Origin of the sequence: Clostridium formicaceticum (assembly GCF_001854185.1) — a bacterium.
Classification (GTDB): domain Bacteria; phylum Bacillota; class Clostridia; order Peptostreptococcales; family Natronincolaceae; genus Andreesenella; species Andreesenella formicacetica.
In genome coordinates, this window is the sequence record NZ_CP017603.1 from 601,320 (window position 1) to 621,224 (window position 19,905).

Consider the following 19,905-nt stretch of genomic DNA (forward strand, 5'->3'; position numbering starts at 1 on the left):
GGGATATCCATATGAATGCTTTAAATGTAAATAAGTCAAACACTGTGTATTTTAGAAGGTATTTTTTTGATGAAGCGTATAGAACGATTACTCTAACCACGCTATCCGGTATATTCCTTATCATCAGCTGGTTTGGGTGGTTTGAAAATATACTACCCTTTGACGCAGCTTGGGTGAGTATTATTATTAGTGGTAGTCCCATACTTCGTTCAGCAGCCATTGGAATAATAAAAGAATTTGATATAAAAGCTGGGTTGCTTGTTAGCATTGCCCTTATAGCTTCTGTGTCAATAGGAGAGTATTTTGCAGCGGGGGAAATAGCCTTTATTATGATGCTGGGTGAAATACTAGAGGATAGAACTGTTAGAAAGGCCCAGGAGGGCATTAAAAAACTCATTCACTTAACGCCACAAACCGCCACCATTAGGACAGCATCAGGGGAAATGAAGATACCTGCCAGTGATGTGAAAGTAGGGGATTTGTTGTTAATAAAACCAGGCGAAGCAATTCCTGTGGACGGCATCATCACCCATGGAATGTCTACAATTAACCAATCTATTCTTACTGGAGAATCTATGCCGGTTGATAAAACAGTAGGTGATGAAGTTTACATAGGCACACTAAATCAACTAGGCGCTATCGAGGTGGAGGCTACCAAAGTTGGGGAAGATACTTCTTTATCCAAGTTAATACGTTTAGTAAAGGATGCGGAAAAGAAAAAGGCACCTGTTGTTAGGATTGCTGACAAAATGGCTAATGTTATTGTTCCTTTAGCTTTGTTGCTATCTCTACTGACCTATATTTTCACACAGGATATAACAAGAGCAGTTACCATTTTAGTTGTATTTTGTCCCTGTGCTTTAGTTCTAGCTACCCCTACTGCCATTGTGGCGGGTATTGGTAATGCTGCAAAACGAGGAATCCTTATTAAAAGTGGAGAGGCCTTAGAAAAAATGGGAAAAGTAGATACCATAGCCTTTGATAAAACTGGCACAATCACGGTGGGGAAACCAGAAGTTGTAGATATTATTAGCATTTCTGAAAATTATACAGAAGACTTTCTTCTTCGAACAGCATCAGTTGCTGAAAAGTTTTCTGAGCATCCTCTAGGCAAAGCTATTTATGCGAAAGCCCAAGAAAAACTTTTAGATATTCCTGATCCTGATAGCTTCAGAATTGAACTAGGTCAGGGTGTTCTTTCCACTATACAAGGAAAAAAGGTATTGGTGGGTAATCTAAAGCTACTTCAAGAAAATAATATTAAAATTTCGCAGGAATATGAAAAGAAAATAACTTTTTACGAAAGTCAAGGGAAAACCGTAATGAATATTGCTATCGAAGATATGGCTGTTGGACTCATCACCGTAGCTGATAGAATCAAAGATCATACATTAAATACCATGAAGCAGTTGAAAAAGATAGGTATCAAAGATCTTTTGTTATTAACAGGAGATAATAAAAATACAGCCCTTTTTATCGCTGAAAAGGTGGGAATTGATGAAGTTTATTCTCAACAGTTACCAGAAGATAAAGTAAAGGTTATTGAAAAGCAGCTGGAGAATCAAAAAAAGGTTTGTATGATTGGAGATGGCATCAACGATGCACCTGCATTGGCCATAGCTAATGTTGGGGTTGCTATGGGTGCATTAGGTACGGATGTAGCAATTGAAACCGCTGATATCGCTTTAATGTCAGATGATATCAGTAAGGTCCCAGAACTAATCACTCTATCAAAAAAAGTGTTTAGAAAAATTGTAGTCAATATCTTTTTAGCCATGTTCATTAATATCGCAGCGATTATCCTTGCTATGTTAGGGATGATTAATCCCGTAGTTGGTGCCCTAGTACATAATTTAGGTTCCATTGTAGTTGTCATGAACTCCACAACATTATTAAAACTAAAAGCTTAGTATTTATTTTTAAAAAACAATAGTTAAGAAGAAATCATTTTATCATCAGTTTCTTAACTATTGTTTTTAGCATTTTTTGCTTCTTACATCTTTATCTATTTAAATACCTTCACCCTTTCCTCCAGTGGTTGAATTTCCTTATCTCCTGCAGCAGCAGTTGGTTTCCCAAAAGGAAGCTGGGCAATGAGTTTCCAATGACTTGGAATATTCCAAGTTTTCCTCACCTCATCATCAATAAGAGGGTTGTAATGCTGCAAGGAAGCGCCAAAACCTTCAATTTCTAGAGATGTCCAAACAACATATTGCAACATGCCAGAAGCTTGCTGAGACCAAATAGGGAAATTTTCCTGATAGGCAGGAAATTTTTCTTGGAGACCTGCTACTATATTTTGGTCTTCAAAAAACAAAACTGATCCATAACCATTACGAAAACTATTGATTTTTTCTTCTGTTTGAGGGTAATTTTCTTCGGGAACAATTTCTTTCAGAATCTTTTTAGTTATATCCCATAATTGATCATGTGCTTTCCCTAATAACAGTACCACTCTCCCACTTTGAGAATTAAATGCTGAAGGAGTGTGCTCCACTGCGTGTTGAATTACTTCTAATATTCTTTCATCGGAAACAACTGTTTCTTTATCAATACCATAAATAGAACGTCTATCTTTTACTGATGTATAAAAATCTTTACTCATTTATGTTCCCTCCAAACTTTTTTATTTCTATAACTTTGTTTATTTTTTACCCATTATCAATTCTTTTATTCAAAAACAGACTGCTGTTTTAGCAGTCTGTATACATAAGTTATTTCATCTCCTAGTGTAGCTATTTACGCTTTTACATCTTAAATCTCTCAATCACTGCCTGTAGATTTTGTGCTAAATTTGATAGATTCTCACTGGCACTTGCAATCTCTTCTGTAGAAGCAGTCTGTTCCTCCATAGATGTTGCAGCTTGTTTAGCAGCTGCTGAATTTTCTTCTGCAATAGCAGAAAGATTTTGTAAGGTGTTCAGTATCTCATTTTTCATCTTTATCATCTCATCGGCTGAAAGGTTTAACTCCTCCATGGCTTTTTCTGCACCCTTCATTGCCTCATCTATTAACATATATTTGTCTTTACTGCTATTTACGCTATCTGTTTGCTCTTTAGATATACTGACTGCCCTTTCCATTGTCTTTACAGCATCTTCAGCATTACCTTGCAACTCGGCAACGATACCATCGATGGTTTTTGTAGAAGCGGCTGATTGTTCTGCTAATTTTCTAATCTCTTCAGCTACTACTGCAAATCCTCTCCCTGCATCTCCTGCCCTTGCTGCCTCTATAGCAGCATTTAAAGCTAATAAATTCGTTTGCTCTGCTATAGAAGCAATTACACTGCTGGCTTCTACAATTTTGTTAGAGCTATCGTTGGTTTTTAAGATAACGTCATAAATCTCTTTTGTTGCACTGTTACTTTCTTCTGTTATCTTTAATAAATTATTAATTTCTTTTAATCCCTTATCAACTGCTTCTGCTACCTTATTGGAAGAATCATTTAAATTTTTCATAGATATCTGATCTTTTTCTATAGTCTTCCCTAGTAAAATAGCTTTTGAGGAACCTTCTTCTGTACTTTCCGCTTGATTAGCAACGCTGGTGGCTATTTCTTCTATTGTTTTTGATACTTCTTCAGCGGCCGCTGCTGACTGTTGCGATGTAGCAGATAGTTCTTCTGAAGCAGCAGCTACCTGTTGGGAGGAATGATTCATTTCCCTAGTAATTTCTCTAAGACTATCCGTGATGCTTTGCAGTGCTTTTGATAATACCCCAATCTCATCTTTCTTTTGAAGAAGATCCCCCGTTATATCTCCTGTAATATCTAAACTTGCTATCTTTTCTGAAAGTTGTACCGTTTTAATGATCGGTTTTGTTATGGAATTACCAATGAAATACGCAATCGTTATGCTTACTAGCAAAACAATCACCGTAAACAATAGAATAGCTTTTTGTAATGAAGGAACTGCAGATAAAACCTCTTCCTCATTGGCAGTAATAACTACGATCCAATCAGTATCTTCGATAGGCGCATACCCAGCATATAGACTATTTCCTTCAAGCGTATAGCTGCTGATGCCAGTCTTTTCTTCTAAAATTTTCTCAAAGAGTGCTGCTACAGATTTTTCACTTTCATCATACTGTGCTTCTTGAATTGGATTATGCTGATCCGATACTCTATCACGCTCCGGATGAGCCACGATTGTCCCCTGGCGATTGATCATATACGCATAGCCACCATTACCATAACCAGTGTCTTCTATAATATTACTTAAAGCAATTCCCTCTCTATAACCTACTAAAACGCCTACTACTTGACCTTTCTCCTCAATAGGGGCAGCATACATTAAAATAGGTCTATTTTCAATAACCAACAAGTCCGATACATTTACCTCTCCCTTTAGAGCTCTTTTTATATAGTCTGTATTTCCTAACTGACTTGTTGTACCATCTAAATGATAAGTTGTGCCATCAGGGTGGACAACAGCAAGATCAAAAAAATTTGTTCTTTCCACTTGCCTTTTCAACACAGACTGTTGTTCCTCCCAGTTCATGCTTTGGATGTCTGTCCTTGCTGCTATCATTTCCAAGGTGCTTTTTTGAATTTCGACACGACTCTCCGCTAGTCTCGAAGCTTCAAATGCTAGGGAAGCCAAACTTTTTTCAGCTTCTTCAGCAAGAAATTTGCTGGCTCTTTGTATGGAAATCCCCCCCAAAGCAATAGATGATAATAAAATTAAGGTAGAAAAATAAAGAATCAGTTTTGTTTTAATACTTTTCATTTTAATGCCTCCATTTTAGTTATTTTGGTTGAATCTAACAAAAACCCTTCTATCTTTAACTTATCTAGATAAAAGGGTGTACAACAATAATTTTATGCAACCGGCTGCCATGTTACTTTCAGAACTTAGGCCCTTGGCTTTGCGTCCTTACCTTTCAATAAGTTTGCCCTTTTCATATATTAACTACTATAGCTGATAGCAGATTACTTTTTCCATTTTTTTGTCTAGTTGTTCTTTCCCTACCCCTTTAATTTTCATCACTTTACCTTGTTTTCACTTAAACTTGGTTACATTTGCATACGACCGTTTTTCTATTTAAGTTGTCTATAGTTTCATTATACTGTTTTTTTTGTACATTTCTTAAATGTTCGACAAACTGCTGAAATATTCGACGAAATCACTTAAAATATCTCATAAGCCTGTCGAAATTTGTTTGCAATTTATATTACTCAAATGTTTAAAAAAGTTCTCCTTTTTTAATTTTGTTTTTAATTCACTATGCTTTTATCCACTATATGGTATAATAAAATATAAACATCTAGTGCAACCCTAATTCTCAAAATCTAAATTAAGGAGAGGATATAAAATGGTTTCTTTAATTGCCAAAATTACTGCCTTACCAGGGAAAGAAGCTCAACTAGTTGAAGCAATCACGCATTTAACAAAAATCACGCGGGAGGAAGCAGGCTGTATCACCTATATTCCTCATGTTTCCGTAGAAAACGCCGCAGAAATTATTATTTTTGAACAATATGTAGATCAAGCTGCTCTAGATTATCACGCTGAAAGTCCTCATTTTAAAGCTGTCTTTGCAGAAAAATCTGATGAACTTCTAAGCAAACCTATTGAAGTTACAATGTTAAAGCAATTTTAATCACATCTTTATATAAATAATTAATTAATTTCTTAATTTAAAATTTATAAGTAATAAAGACACCAAACTTTGGGTGTCTTTATTTTTACTTTTTGACATCTAGCCATCTAAATTATGATAATTTCAACTATATTAAGATTTAAATTAGCTGGTTTTGAATACTATAATGTTATAATAAAATAAAAGACTCATTATTTTTGTATAGCCGAAATAAATGAGTCTTTTGCCATGCAACCAGGTAGTATTTTACTGTAAATTAGGTTCTTTAGCTTTGCGATCTTACCTTTCTTCTCTAAAATAATTTTCACCACAAGCAGCAGGCTGCGCATGTTTTTTGGATTTTTGCATAGAAGTAATAATCAATATAAGAACAGTAATCAAAAATGGAAGCATCACATAAAAAGCATTTGGCAGATGAATCATACTTTTTTTGATGTAAAATTGAAGAATGCTAAAGCCGCCAAATATCAGAGAACCTAAAATAGCCTTCACTGGACTCCAGCTTGCAAATATAACTAGTGCTACAGCAATCCAACCTTGTCCATTGACAGAATTATTATTCCAAACACCGCCACCGTTGATTAAAGACAGATAAGCACCGCCTAATCCACAGATACCACCGCCTATTAGAAGATGTACATATTTTACTAAGGTGACATTAATCCCTGCTGCGTCTGCGGTAGCCGGATTCTCGCCCACCGCCCGCATATTTAGGCCTGCCTTCGTATGCTTAATATAAATACCGGATACAATAGCGATAATCACAGAAAGGTATACTAGAGGATTGTGAGAAAACAATAGCTTTCCTATGACAGGAACCTCCCCTAAGACAGGTATGGTTTTTTCACTCAAGGCTGCTACAAACCTAGTAGATAGCTTTGGAGAACCATCCACAGACTTAGCAATCATAATTTCTCCAAAGAACCTGGCAAAGCCTGATCCAAAAATCGTTAAGGTAAGTCCTGTTACATTTTGATTTGCCATCATCGTCACTGTAAGGAAAGCATAGATTAACGCTCCGAACATTCCTGCTAATACAGCAGCTAGCAAAGCAAGTATTACATTATCGGTATGATATCCAACAAAAAAACCACTAAAGGCCCCCATAAACATCATACCTTCAACCCCCAGGTTGAGATGTCCCACTTTTTCGTTCATGATCTCCCCTGTTGTTCCAAAAAGAAGAGGCACTCCCGCTTTAACTGCAGCAAACAAAAAATTAACCAGCATCATGAAGTCTGTCCCCCTTTTAATCTTTTACGGAAAATAAATTGATATTTTCGGAAGAAATCAAACCCAAGAATAAAAAACAAAATAATCCCTTGCAGAATAGCAGATACTGCAGCTGATAAACCAAATGCGCTCTGCATAACACTACATCCTTTTTCTAAAATACTAAATAATATGGTTACAACTAAAATTAAGATTGGATTCAAATAGGACAACCAGGCTACAATAATAGCGGTAAAGCCCACACCCCCTGCTATTCCTTCGCTTAGTGTGTAAGCAGCACCTGTTGCCTGTGCCATGCCTGCTATCCCACAAATACCTCCACTTAAAAACATTGTGCGCATGATTACCTTCTTAACGTTGATTCCCGCATACTTTGCTGTATTCTGACTTTCTCCAACAACACTAATTTCATAGCCATGCTTTGAGAATTTTAGGTAAATAAAAATAAAAACAACAAATATTAATCCTATCACCCATCCCGCATGAACACCAAATACTCTATCGAGTCTTGCATTAGCATGAAAGGATGCAATTTTAGGAAAACCTCCAGCATTTGGATCAAGCCATGGTCCTTCTGTCAAATATTTAATCATATATAAAGCGATATAGTTAAGCATCAGCGTAAACAAAGTTTCGTTGGTTCCAAACTTTGTTTTAAAAAAGGCTGGAATCAATGCCCATAATCCGCCTCCTACCATGCCTGCAACCAGCATGACAGCAATTAATATACCATGAGGCCAGTCGCTGTGAAACAACGCAAAATAGGTGGCAAAGATTCCCCCCATAATGATTTGTCCCTCTGCACCAATATTCCAAAACTTCATTTTAAATGCCAGTGTAATCCCAAGTGAGCTAATCAAAAGAGGGATGGCAATTCTTACAGTCCCTTGAATTGCTATTTTACTTCGAAACGCTCCGTCTATAATCGTTATATAAGCTTTTATTGGGTTTAAGCCCAACAAAAACAAAAACAACCCTCCTGTAATAATTGCTGCAATAAATGCTAGTATGTACAACAGAGCAACCTGCTTTCCTTGTAATTCCTCTCTTTTTGCAATCCTAATCAACGGTTCACGGCGAGGTAGCTTATCCGCAGTATTGCTCATACTTTATTTCCTCCTTATCCAAAACTGCATCCGCCATCATTAAACCAATCTGTTCTTTTGTGGCTGATTTTGCATCTACGATTCCTGTTATCCTTCCATGGCACAAGACCATAATCCTATCGCACAGCTCCAACATTACATCCAAGTCTTCTCCGATAAATAATATACCAACACCTTTTTGCTTCTGTTCATTCAAAGCATCATATATGGCATAGGAAGAATTAATATCAAGGCCTCTGACAGCATAGGCAGTAATTAACACATTAGGGTCAGACTCAATCTCTCTACCAAGCAATACCTTTTGTACATTCCCCCCCGACAATCGTCTTACGGGAGTCTCTATACTGGGGGTTACAATTTGCATCTGTTCTACCAGCCTTTTTGCCAATTCTCTTGCGGACTTTTTGCTGATAAAAGGTCCCCTTCTACTATTTTGATAGTTTTTTAGAAGCATATTGTCTATCATACCCATAGAAGCTACAAGCCCCATACCAAGACGATCCTCAGGAATAAAACTCATGCTGATCCCCAGCTTTATAATATCGTGTGGACTCATGCCCACAATGTTTTCATTACGATAAAGAACTGCCCCTTTTTTTACAGGGATTAATCCTGCCAGTGCTTCACATAACTCCTTCTGACCACTTCCTGCAACCCCTGCTACACCAAGAATTTCTCCCTTATTTAGCTGAAAACTGATATCTTTAAGCGCCTCGATATTTTCCTGATTTTCCACCGTCAAGTGGTGAATCTCCAATAAATTTTCTTGAAAATTATTTTTAGGACGTTCAATGGATAACTCAACTGCACGTCCAACCATCAGTTCCGTCAATTCCTTCGCATTGGTCTCTTTTGTATTAACAGTAGCAACACTCTCTCCCTTTCTAAGAATAGTTACTCTATCACTGATTTCTAAAACCTCATTTAGTTTGTGGGTAATGATAATCACTGCACAACCATTATCCCGCATACGTCGTAAAATATCAAAAAGACCAGTGATTTCCTGTGGTGTTAAAACAGCAGTAGGTTCGTCTAAAATTAAAATATCTGCATTGCGATATAAGACCTTCAAAATTTCTACTGTTTGTTTTTCACTAACCGACATATTATAGATATGTTTTCGGGGATCTATTTCCAGTCCAAAGGCTTCACTGATTTCCCCAATCTTTTGAAATCGTGATTTTGATAACCACACCCTTTTTTCTTTTGATCCTAGGATAATATTATCCGCTGCTGTTAAGATATCGACCAATTTAAAGTGCTGATGAATCATTCCTATTCCTAGTTTTGCAGAATCTTCTGGTGAATTGATTATCACCTCTTGCCCCTTCACAAAAATAGAACCGCTGTCAGGACGATAAATACCTGACAGCATGTTCATAATCGTTGTTTTTCCAGAACCATTTTCGCCAAGCAGGGCAAGAATTTCACCCTGCTTGACAGATATATTTACTTTATTATTTGCTATTACCGTTCCAAAGGTTTTTGTGATTTCTTTTAGTTCAATCGCTGTCTTCTTGTTCACGCTGCCACCTGCCCAGTTATCTTATTCTACAATAACATTTCTATAGTACCAGTTCATAGCACCTGTAATCTCTCCATCAGTAAGAACCTGACCTTCCTCACAAACTTTATTTCCTTGATTATCATAAAGCTCACCTTCAAATACTTTAAATGAACCATCTACAATCTTAGCCTTTGCTTCATCAATTTTTTCTCCTGTACCTTCTGCACAATTCTCTGAAAGAGGAGAAATGTCCACCATACCTTCTGCCATACCACCAAAGTAATTTTCAGCTGTCCAAGTTCCTTCCATAACAGCTTTTGCTGCCTGTGTATAATATACCCCCCAATTCCAAATAGGTGCTGTTAGATGGGCCTTTGGAGCATCTTTTGTCATATCAGAGTTATAGCCAACACTCCACACACCTCTACTTTGGGCTGCAAGCTGAGGTGCAGTAGTATCTTGATGTTGGGTAATAACATCAGCACCAAGGTCTAACAAAGCTTCTGCTGCCTGTCCTTCTAAAGTAGGATCAAACCATGTGTTTGTAACCTTTACATAAATTTTTGCATCAGGATTCACAGATTCAACCCCCATTGCAAAAGCATTGATTCCTCCTGTAACCTCTGAGTTATCTTGCCCCATCGCTGCTACATAACCAATCTTATTTGTTTCTGTTTTCAAACCTGCTGCAACTCCTGATAAGTAACGAGCTTCATAGATACGGCCAAAATAGTTGTTGAAATTTTTACCGTTGCTCTTATATCCACTTGCATGTGAGAAAACAATATCTGGATATTCTTCCGCCATCTCTTCCATAGTATCCATATAACCCCAGCTTGTACCAAAAATAATTTTGCTACCTTCTTCAATGCATTCTTCAATGGCAGTTCTTGTAGCAACTGCATCACCATCAGCAATATTGTTTTTACGGATAATCTGCGCATCAGATAAACCTAATGCTTGCTGCATCTGTACAATTCCCTGATCATGAGCAAAAGTATAGCCTGCACCTTCAGCAGGATCTCCGATATGAATTACCCCTACTTTAAAATCCTCGGTACCTGTAGTAGTATCATCTCCACCTGCTGTTTCATTTGAACTGCATCCCACAACAGTAAAAATTAGTACTGCTGCTAAAAACAATGCCCATATTTTTTTACTCTTTTTCATTTGGTTCCCCCCCATATTATAAAAACATCCATATAATAAAGCCAGTTTCATCTTAGAATGATCACATACCTGTCAAAACACAGCTATATTTATTTTCCTTTTATATAGTCTGCAGTCTATATATGTATTCATTCTTTTATGAAACAGACCTATTAACACAACTTGTCCACTTACAGGTATACGCCCTTAAATAGGCGTATATTTATATGTTATCTTATTCACAAAGTTCATGTTATAATATTACCATTTTAAACCATAAAATGATTTTTTTCAACAAATTTCTCAGAAAATTAATAAAATTATTAGAACATGCCTGTGTTCATAAAAATATCTCCCTTCATATCTATCGCTAAAGCGTTAAGCATAAGGGAGATTGTCGTTAACCTTTTTCTATCTTCTATTTTCTCTTTCAAATTTTTTCATAAAATCAACTAAAGCTTCAACACCTTCTATTGGCATGGCATTATATATACTGGCCCTCATACCGCCAACAGTTCTATGACCTTTTAGATTTTCAAAGCCCAGTGCTTTGGCTTCTTTTACAAACTTAGCATCTAATTCCTCCGAACCAGTGACAAAAGGTATGTTCATTAAAGACCGATCTTTTTTTACAACGGTTCCTTTGAACATATTATTGGAATCAAGATAGTCATATAATATAGAGGCCTTTTCTTCATTAATTTTCTTCATAGCAGCTAGACCGCCTATATTTTGGATCCATTTAAATACTTTACCACATATATATATGCCATAGGCTGGCGGCGTGTTATATAATGAATCGTTATCTGCATGAATCTTATACCTTAACATCGTTGGAGTACCCGGTAATACATCCTCTGTAATCAAATCTTCACGAATGATGACCACCACAACGCCTGCAGGCCCAATATTCTTTTGGACACCTGCAAAAATCACCCCATATTTAGATACATCTACTGGCTCAGATAGTATGTCTGATGACATGTCAGCTACTAATAGTTTATCTCCAACTTCTGGAAGCGCATTGTATTTTGTTCCATAGATTGTGTTGTTATGACATATATAAATATAATCTGCATCATCAGAAATTTTCAAATTCTTTACCTCTGGGATATAGGAAAAAGTTTTATCTTCTGAGGAAGCAATAACATTTACTTTTCCATACATTTTTGCTTCAGCGATGGCTCTTTTCGTCCATTGCCCTGTATGAATGTAGTCTGCAACTCTATTTTTCATTAGATTCATTGGAATCATTGCAAATTGTTGAGATGCCCCCCCCTGCAGAAACAGTACCTTATAATGATCTGGAATATTCATTAGCTCTCTTAATGTTTTTTCAGCATCTGCAATAATTTCTTCAAAAGCCTTAGAGCGATGGCTCATCTCCATCACTGACATACCCGTACCCCGATAGTCTAACATCTCTTCTGCAGCTTCCCTCAACACCGCTTCTGGCAATACTGCTGGTCCTGCAGAAAAGTTATATATTCTTCCCATAAAACAAGCTTCCTCCTTTAATGATTACAGTGTACTTTCCCTACTTAAATTCCGCCGCCAATTTAGCAAAGGCATCGATGGAATTTTCAATCATATCAAATTTTACACAGTAGGAAATTCTAAAGTATCCAGGGCACCCAAAACCAGTTCCTGGTACCAGCAATAAATTGTATTTTAGTGCACGCTTCACAAACGCTATATCATCCTCCATAAAGGCTTTAGGAAAGAGATAAAATGCCCCCTGTGGTTTAACACATTCAAATCCAAGTCTTGTAAAATGATCATACAGAAAATCTCTTCTCTTTTTGTAGGCTTCAACATCTACCTTTGCTTCTAAAGCATCTCCTACAACTTTTTGAAACAATCCCGGAGCATTCACAAAACCAAGCGTACGGTTGCAGAAGGTTAATGCATCTACTAACATATCTACCTTTTCTATTTTGCTGCTTACAGCAATGTAGCCAATTCTTTCTCCAGCTAGCCCAAGAGACTTACTAAAGGAATTAATAATGATACCGTTCTTGAAAATCGAAAGTATACTTGGTACCTTGAAGTTATCATAAACAATCTCACCATAGGGTTCATCAGAGATTACAAATATCGTTGCATTATATTCTTTTTCTTTTCTTTCTATGACTTCAGCAATAGCCCTTAACTTTTCTTCTCGATAAATAACACCTGTAGGATTGTTGGGATTATTAATAATCACCGCCTTTGTTTTTGGTGTAATCGCATCTTCAAAGGCTCTCAAATCTGGCTCGAAGGTAGTTACATCCGGTGGAACAACAACGGTTTTTCCACCATGGTTGTCTGCATAAAAGCTATATTCCACAAAATATGGCGCAAAAACGATAACTTCTTCTTCAGGATTAAGAATGGATTTTAAAACAACATTTAATCCCCCTGCAGCACCAACTGTCATCACCACATTTTGCTGTGTCAATGTAACACCACTTTGGTTCTTTAGAGACTTGGCTATCTTTTCTCTTACCTCAGGAAATCCTGCATTGTTCATGTATCTATGTAGCCCTTTTTCTTCGCTTAATACATATTTTTTCAGAGCCTCCGTAACCTCTACAGGAGGTTCCGCATAAGGATTCCCTAAACTAAAATCATATACCTTATCAGCACCGTATTTTTGTGCAAGCTTTGCCCCTTCCTCAAACATCGCCCTGATCCACGAAGATCTACTTAAATTATTTACTATTTTTTCTGATATCATATCTTTCCTCCTGATTCTCATACAATTTTCTTTATTAGTCTTATTGTAATATAAATTCTCTTTTAATGCTATGATTTATGTGAATTATCTATAAAATGAGACTTCATTCAAGGGAGTTTTTACTCCCACTAAATTATAGGCAAATTTACTTCGAGGATGTAGTGTAAGTAGGTTGCTATTTAATATTCCTATTTTTCATTAGTATATTCGATGTTTTTTCACATGAAAAAATCCCCTTAAAGCAGATAGTTTTCAGTTTTTCCTATCTGCTTTAAAGGGGAGGATATCAGCTGTTTTTTATTTTAAGCATTCTTTTCTAACAGGTTTAAAAACTCTTTTTCTTCCTCTGCCTTCATATTATAAGTATGTTCTCCATCAATCGGGAAGTTTTTCTCTTTTACTTCTTTATAATATTCTTTAAAGGCATTTGTCATGATTTCATTCACATTGGCATATTGTTTTACAAACTTTGGCGTAAAATTATCATATAGTCCAATCATATCCGCATAGATTAGTAATTGTCCATGGGTATAAGATCCAGCACCAATACCTAAAATAGGGATACCGCTTCTTTCAGTAATCGCCTTACCTACAGGAGCTGGTACACCTTCTACCAGGATACTGAAGGCACCTGCTTCTTCAATTCTTTTGGCTTCATTGACAATGTTTACTGCAGCCTGAGCACTTTTACCCTGTGCTTTGTAGCCACCCTGTTGTCCCATAAACTGCGGTGTTAATCCAATGTGTCCCATCACAAGAATACCAGCATCATTGATGGCTTTTATTCTACCAGCTATTTCTGGACCGCCGCCTTCTAGTTTAACTGCATCACAGCCACCTTCTTTAATTAATCTTCCTGCATTCTCTACAGCCTGTTGATTAGAAATTTGATAAGACATATAGGTCATATCCCCAACAATAAATGTATCAGGAGCACCACGGCGAACAGCTTTGCAGTGATGAATCATATCTTCTAAGGTTACTGGTAGGGTTGTATCATAGCCCAAGGATACCATCCCTAATGAATCTCCAACTAAAAGCATCTCTACCCCTGCTTTTTCCATCATTTTTGCAGTTAGATAGTCATAAGCAGTAAGATAGGTTATTTTTTCTCCTTCTGCCACCATTTTGTGAAAGTCATGAATCGATTTTTTTGCCATTCTAAACACCATCCTTTTGATTTTAGTAACTTAAATTATGTAAAAAGTCTATCAACAAGCTTCTATCCAAATTAGTACAGCTTTTTCAACTCATCATCCTTCATTGTAAATCCATGTTTGGGTTCTGGATATACACCACTATCAATTTCGCTGCACCATGTATTGAATATATCTAGCATCTGGCTTCCTAGTTGTCCATATTGCTTTACAAACTTAGGAACAAATTTATCAAAGATGCCTACTAAATCATAAGCATTTAGATTTTGTGCTGTAGTATGTGGCCCTCCCCCAACACCGATTGTTGGAATGCTTATTTTCTCATCAATAATTTTTACTAATGGGGTAGGAATGCACTCCAATACAATTGCAAAAGCACCTGCCTTTTCTAATGCGATTGCTTCATCAATAAGTCTTTGTGCCCCCTCTTCACTTTTCCCTTGCACTTTAAATCCACCTACCATAGAAGCTGTTTGTGGTGTCAAACCGATGTGAGCTATTACGGGAATGCCTGCATCTACAACTGCTTTTACCTTGTCTACAATTGTAAGACCACCCTCCATTTTTACACAGTCAGCGCCACTTTTAAGCAATTGCCCAGCATTTCTAATCGCTTCTTTTTCACATGCTTGGTAAGCTAAAAAGGGCATATCTCCTACGATAAAGGTATTGGGTGCCCCTCTTCTCACCAGCTTTACATGATAAATCATATCTTCAATATTTACTGGCACTGTGCTATCATGACCTTGAATAACCATACCAAGCGAGTCCCCTACTAATATTAATTCTGCACTTGATTTATCAATAATAGAAGCCATTGGATAGTCATAGGCGGTAATCATTTTAAACTTTTCACCTTTTACTTTTTTCTCTTGTAATTCTGGAATTGTTATTTTTTGCTTACTCATTTTCTCACACATCCTTTTCTTAAATATTTTGATGATTAATTTATTCTTCTGATCCTTCTAGTGTCTTCGACAACTTAGGCTGACAACCTAATTTTTGAGATATATCTGAGGTAACCTCTATAAGGGTTTTAATAATTTCCTGCTGTATTTCCTGCGTCATTCTAAAGACAGGCCCTGCCACACTGATGGCAGCAAGGGGTTTACTATTACAATCAAATATTGGTGCCGCAATACAGTGTAACCCTAGCTCCAACTCTTCACTATCCTCTGCATACCCTTGCTCCTGTACTTTCTTTAAATGCTCTATCAATTGATTTTTCTTAACGATCGTGTGCTCTGTACACTTGGTAAGCTTCGTTCTATCAAGCACACTCTTTATTTCGTGCTCATCTAAATTAGCTAAAATTGCTTTACCTACCCCGGTGCAAAACAATGGTAACCGTTCCCCTACTCTTGAGCAAATTCTCATAGAGTGGGGACTTTCAATTTTGTCTAGGTAAAGGACATGGCAATCGTCACGAATAACTAAATGTACAGTTTCTTTATAATGATTAGCTAATTGTTCTAAATAAGGACTAGCTATTTCTTTCAAATCAATTTTTACCTTTGTTCCCAAACGAAACAGTTCAATGCCCAGCTTATACTTCTCATTGACTGCACTTCGCTCTAGCAGTTTATAGGCTTCTAATGTAGCTATTAATCCATATGTAGTACTTTTATGAAGATCCATCAACTTGCTGACTTCTGTCACACCTAGCTCTCCATGTTCAGCAAAACATTTTAAAACCTCTACGGCTCTTCCTACCGATTGAAGAATTCCCTTCGTTGTATTCATAACGATTCTCCCTCCATCCTTACGATATTCATGATTCTTCTATCTTTTAAAGATGGCTCCTGTCATGGCAGAATCCACTAATTTTGAATATCTATCTAAATAACTTCCTTTCTTTACAGGTGGCTTTTCCATTACCCAATTTTCTTTTCTCTTGGCTAGCTCTTCATCACTGACTTCTAGAGTGAGTATTCCCTTTGGTATATCTATACTGATGATGTCTCCATTTTCTATCAATGCTATTGGCCCACCGTCAGCTGCTTCTGGAGAAATATGTCCAATAGCTGCCCCTCTTGTAGCACCTGAAAATCTTCCGTCTGTTATAAGAGCTACTTTTTCACCTAAGCCCATACCAATGATAGCAGATGTAGGGGATAGCATTTCCCTCATACCTGGACCACCTTTTGGCCCTTCATAACGAATAACAACTACCTCACCTTCAACAACCTCACCACCGTAGATGGCTTTTACAGCATCTTCTTCTTTATTAAAGACTCTTGCTGGACCTTTGTGTACTAACATCTTAGGCAGTACTGCTGCCTTTTTACAAACAGATCCATCCGGTGCTAAATTACCATATAATAAAGAAATGCCTCCTGTCTCTGAATAAGGATTGTCCATTGAACGAATAACATCTGTATTTGTCACCTTTGCATTGGCTACATTCTCTGATATTTTTTTGCCAGTTGCTGTTAAGGCATCTTGCAACAATCCAGCCTCCATCAGTTGTCCCATCAATGCTGTAATTCCACCTGCTCTATGTAAATCTGCTGGGAAATGTGCTCCAGCTGGCTTTAGCTTTACTAAATGAGGTGTTTTGGCACATACTTCCTCCACCATCTTCATATCAAATTCCACTTCTGCTTCATTTGCCACTGCTGGTAAGTGAATCAATGTATTACTAGAACCACCGATGGCCATGTCTACTACTAATGCATTATAAAAGGCCTCTTTGGTTAAAATATCTTTAGGTGTTATGTTTTTCTCATAAAGTTCCATAATCTTCATGCCGGTTTCTTTTGCCAAAGCAATCCTTCTTCCTGATGTAGCAGGGATCGTGCTTCCCGGTAAGGTTAAACCTAGAGCTTCTGATAAGAAGTTCATAGAGTTGGCTGTTCCTAAAATGTTACATGCGCCACATCCTGGTAATGCATTTTGTTCAAACTCAGCCAGTTCTTCCTTCGTCATAAGCTCTCTTTGTACTAAACCTTGGGCCTCCATCAAATCTGTATAGCCCACCTCTTCTCCACAATGGAAGCCTGTCTGCATTGGGCCCCCACTAATCATAATAGCAGGAATATTTAACCTAGCTGCAGCCATAAGCATACCAGGTGTGATTTTATCACATTCTGTTATTAGTACCATGGCATCATAGGAATGACCATTCACCATACATTCAATAGAATCACATATCAACTCTCTACTGGCTAAAGGGTAATGCATGCCATAGTTACCTTGGGCAATACCATCACACAAGGCAATGGTTGGAAATTCAATAGGTGTTCCCCCTGCTGCTAGGATTCCCTCCTTTACTGCTTTTGCTATAGTATCTAGATGTACATGGCCAGGCATTGTCTCATTGTGACTATTTACAACAGCGACTAACGGCTTGTCTAATTGTTCTGGTAAATAACCCATAGCATAGTATAAGGCTCTATGGGTTGCTCTTTCTAAACCTTTTGTTGTGGTATGACTTCTCATGATAGTTCCTCCTTTAATGTTTTATATACTTATCCTTTAACTTAAATAAATCCAGTGTGCTAATTTACGATTCAACCCCATTAACTTAAAACACTTGGTAACCACATAATAATATCTGAAAAATAAGTTAGTAGTAACAAAACCAGTGTTTCTGCAAATAAAAACGGAAGAATTCTTTTACTAATCTGTTCCAGGGTTATTTTTGAGATTTCAGTGGCTACGAATAAGTTTACTGCCATAGGTGGTGTGATCATTCCTATAGAAGTATTAATAATCATAATGATTCCTAGTGCAACTGGATGAATGCCTAATTGTGCAGCTAATGGTAATAGCATAGGTGTCATTAATAAAATAATAGATTGTGTCTCTAAAAAGCATCCTAAAAGCAATAGAACGACATTAATCATAAACAGTATTAAGAACCTGTTTTGCAGTGTTCCTAACATGGTCTGCGCAATTTGTGTTGGTAAGCCTGCACTAGTCATCAACCAGGAGAAGGGGGCAGATAAAGCCACAATAAATAACACAACAGCTGTACTGGTGGCAGACTTAGAAAAAATCTTTGGTAAATCTTTATAGCTTATTTCTTTATAAATATATCGGCTAACAATCAACGCATAGATACAAGAAACTGACGAGGCTTCTGTTGGGGTGAAAATTCCGCCATAGATGCCACCTAATATGATTACAGGCATCAATAGTGCCCAAATAGCATCTTTGAAGGCCAAACCAAATGCCTTCAGGCTAAATATACTTTGATCTTTTTCTTCATACTGTCTACAGGTGATAATGCTGGTGATAATAATGCCACTTGCCAATAATAAACCTGGAATAATCCCTGCTATAAACATCGTACCAACAGATACTGAAGCTGTTACCCCATAGGTAACCATAGAAATACTTGGAGGAATAATTACCCCTAAAGTACCAGAAGATGCAGCAATAGCTGCCGCTTTATCCTTGGGATATCCTACCTTCACCATTTCTGGAACCATCAACCCCCCAATTGCAGCTACAGTAGCGGGATTCGAACCGGATATAGCCCCAAAAAAGGCTGAAGCTGCAGTGGTAATAATTGCTAAGCTGGCGGGTAGTTTTCCTAAAATCATTTTTGAGAAACTGATAAGTCTTTTGGAGATTCCTCCTTTTTCCATCAAATTCCCGGCTAATATAAAGAAAGGAACTGCCATAAAGGGAAAGTTATCTACCGCCGTAAACATTCTTTGAACAATCACCAGCAAAGGTGTAAAAGCGTCGCTTGTATATAGGGCTACTAGTACCGCTACCCCCATGGATATTGCGATAGGTACAGTCAGCAATAACATCAAAAATAATGTTCCAAATAATGCTACTGTCAATTAACTCACCCCTTCCTTAATTTCTTTATTCTTTGACATCCATTCATTCTTAAATTTATTTATAGAAAATTGCAGTGTTCTAACCACCATCAAGAAGCATCCTACCGGTATAGAAAAGTATGCCATCCATATAGGTATCCCTAGCGCTGGAGATGTCTGTCCCATCCTCATCTGAGCTTTTAATATGCCAAAAGCCAAGTAAACAATGATTAGACAGAAGGCAGTAACTACAAGTATTCTCACGATGTATAATACTTTTTTAAAAAAACTTGGTGAAATTTCATCTAAAATTTGTACAGAAAAGTGTGCATTTTTTTTAGCGGCTGTACCTATTCCTAAGAATATAATCCAAACCAAAATATATCTAGCTAATTCTTCCGCCCATGGCACCGCTACTAACTGTGTGTATCTAAAAAAGGTAGCCATAAAAACAAGAACGCACATTAGTGGAAGTAATATAGTGATGAGAATTTCTTCAAAATTATCTATAATACTAAGTATTTTTCGCATCTTCTTCCTCCTTTGAAGATATAACATGCAAATAACAATGATACGTTACTGAATAAACCAATTTTTCTAAACCTATTTTTTGGGTGAATAGAGCACAATATCTTGCATTGTGCTCTATTCC

The 19,905-nt window shown here is 37.1% G+C and carries 16 protein-coding genes and 1 riboswitch; of the genes, 2 read left to right on the plus strand and 14 right to left on the minus strand.

The window, feature by feature from the left end; translation table 11 throughout:
• The first annotated feature begins 11 nt into the window (after nt 1-11).
• A complete protein-coding gene (locus BJL90_RS02685) occupies nt 12-1,910 on the plus strand; it encodes a heavy metal translocating P-type ATPase (RefSeq protein ID WP_070964043.1) in 1,899 nt (632 codons plus the stop codon).
• A gap of 95 nt (nt 1,911-2,005) precedes the next feature.
• Here the strand turns inward: BJL90_RS02685 and BJL90_RS02690 are convergent, their stop codons facing one another.
• Together BJL90_RS02690 and BJL90_RS02695 are read right to left on the minus strand one after the other, a co-directional pair.
• Nucleotides 2,006-2,605, minus strand: coding sequence for a nitroreductase family protein (locus tag BJL90_RS02690; protein ID WP_070964045.1), 600 nt, complete (start codon nt 2,603-2,605; stop codon nt 2,006-2,008).
• A 142-nt stretch (nt 2,606-2,747) separates the two neighbouring features.
• Nucleotides 2,748-4,730 (minus strand): methyl-accepting chemotaxis protein, encoded by a 1,983-nt coding sequence (locus BJL90_RS02695; RefSeq protein WP_070964047.1) that lies wholly within the window; start codon nt 4,728-4,730, stop codon nt 2,748-2,750.
• Between the two features lie 92 nt (nt 4,731-4,822).
• A riboswitch (cyclic di-GMP riboswitch) is annotated at nt 4,823-4,908 on the minus strand.
• 408 nt (nt 4,909-5,316) lie between these two features.
• On the opposite strand from BJL90_RS02695, the gene BJL90_RS02700 reads away from it, so the two are divergent.
• Nucleotides 5,317-5,604, plus strand: coding sequence for a putative quinol monooxygenase (locus BJL90_RS02700; RefSeq protein ID WP_070964049.1), 288 nt, complete (start codon nt 5,317-5,319; stop codon nt 5,602-5,604).
• A 279-nt stretch (nt 5,605-5,883) separates the two neighbouring features.
• Here BJL90_RS02700 and BJL90_RS02705 read toward each other — a convergent pair whose 3' ends face one another.
• The 12 genes from BJL90_RS02705 to BJL90_RS02760 all read right to left on the minus strand — a co-directional run bounded on the left by BJL90_RS02705 (nt 5,884) and on the right by BJL90_RS02760 (nt 19,784).
• Complete coding sequence (locus BJL90_RS02705) at nt 5,884-6,837, minus strand: ABC transporter permease (protein ID WP_070964051.1); 954 nt, start codon at nt 6,835-6,837, stop codon at nt 5,884-5,886.
• Nucleotides 6,834-7,943 carry an ABC transporter permease gene (locus tag BJL90_RS02710; RefSeq protein ID WP_070964053.1) on the minus strand — a complete coding sequence of 370 codons (1,110 nt, stop codon included), beginning with the start codon at nt 7,941-7,943 and terminating at the stop codon, nt 6,834-6,836. The genes BJL90_RS02705 and BJL90_RS02710 overlap by 4 nt, the downstream gene beginning before the upstream one ends.
• Nucleotides 7,924-9,468 carry an ABC transporter ATP-binding protein gene (locus tag BJL90_RS02715; protein WP_070964054.1) on the minus strand — a complete coding sequence of 515 codons (1,545 nt, stop codon included), beginning with the start codon at nt 9,466-9,468 and terminating at the stop codon, nt 7,924-7,926. Before BJL90_RS02715 ends, BJL90_RS02710 begins: the two co-directional genes overlap by 20 nt.
• A gap of 21 nt (nt 9,469-9,489) precedes the next feature.
• Nucleotides 9,490-10,620 carry a BMP family ABC transporter substrate-binding protein gene (locus tag BJL90_RS02720; RefSeq protein WP_070964056.1) on the minus strand — a complete coding sequence of 377 codons (1,131 nt, stop codon included), beginning with the start codon at nt 10,618-10,620 and terminating at the stop codon, nt 9,490-9,492.
• A 390-nt stretch (nt 10,621-11,010) separates the two neighbouring features.
• Nucleotides 11,011-12,096 carry a 3-phosphoserine/phosphohydroxythreonine transaminase gene (serC, locus tag BJL90_RS02725; protein ID WP_070964057.1) on the minus strand — a complete coding sequence of 362 codons (1,086 nt, stop codon included), beginning with the start codon at nt 12,094-12,096 and terminating at the stop codon, nt 11,011-11,013.
• Between the two features lie 40 nt (nt 12,097-12,136).
• On the minus strand, nt 12,137-13,318 hold the full coding sequence (locus tag BJL90_RS02730; protein ID WP_070964059.1) for a pyridoxal phosphate-dependent aminotransferase: 1,182 nt from the start codon (nt 13,316-13,318) through the stop codon (nt 12,137-12,139).
• Nucleotides 13,319-13,620: 302 nt separating this feature from the next.
• Entirely contained in the window at nt 13,621-14,478 is an 858-nt protein-coding gene (gene panB / locus BJL90_RS02735) for a 3-methyl-2-oxobutanoate hydroxymethyltransferase (protein WP_070964061.1), read from the minus strand.
• 71 nt (nt 14,479-14,549) lie between these two features.
• Nucleotides 14,550-15,383 carry a 3-methyl-2-oxobutanoate hydroxymethyltransferase gene (gene panB, locus BJL90_RS02740; RefSeq protein ID WP_070964063.1) on the minus strand — a complete coding sequence of 278 codons (834 nt, stop codon included), beginning with the start codon at nt 15,381-15,383 and terminating at the stop codon, nt 14,550-14,552.
• A gap of 40 nt (nt 15,384-15,423) precedes the next feature.
• On the minus strand, nt 15,424-16,218 hold the full coding sequence (locus BJL90_RS02745) for an IclR family transcriptional regulator (protein WP_070964065.1): 795 nt from the start codon (nt 16,216-16,218) through the stop codon (nt 15,424-15,426).
• 39 nt (nt 16,219-16,257) lie between these two features.
• Complete coding sequence (ilvD, locus tag BJL90_RS02750; RefSeq protein ID WP_070964067.1) at nt 16,258-17,916, minus strand: dihydroxy-acid dehydratase; 1,659 nt, start codon at nt 17,914-17,916, stop codon at nt 16,258-16,260.
• A gap of 80 nt (nt 17,917-17,996) precedes the next feature.
• On the minus strand, nt 17,997-19,274 hold the full coding sequence (locus BJL90_RS02755; RefSeq protein WP_070964069.1) for a TRAP transporter large permease: 1,278 nt from the start codon (nt 19,272-19,274) through the stop codon (nt 17,997-17,999).
• Nucleotides 19,275-19,784: a TRAP transporter small permease gene (locus BJL90_RS02760; RefSeq protein WP_070964071.1), complete on the minus strand. Its 510-nt coding sequence runs from the start codon at nt 19,782-19,784 to the stop codon at nt 19,275-19,277.
• Between the last annotated feature and the right edge of the window lie 121 nt (nt 19,785-19,905).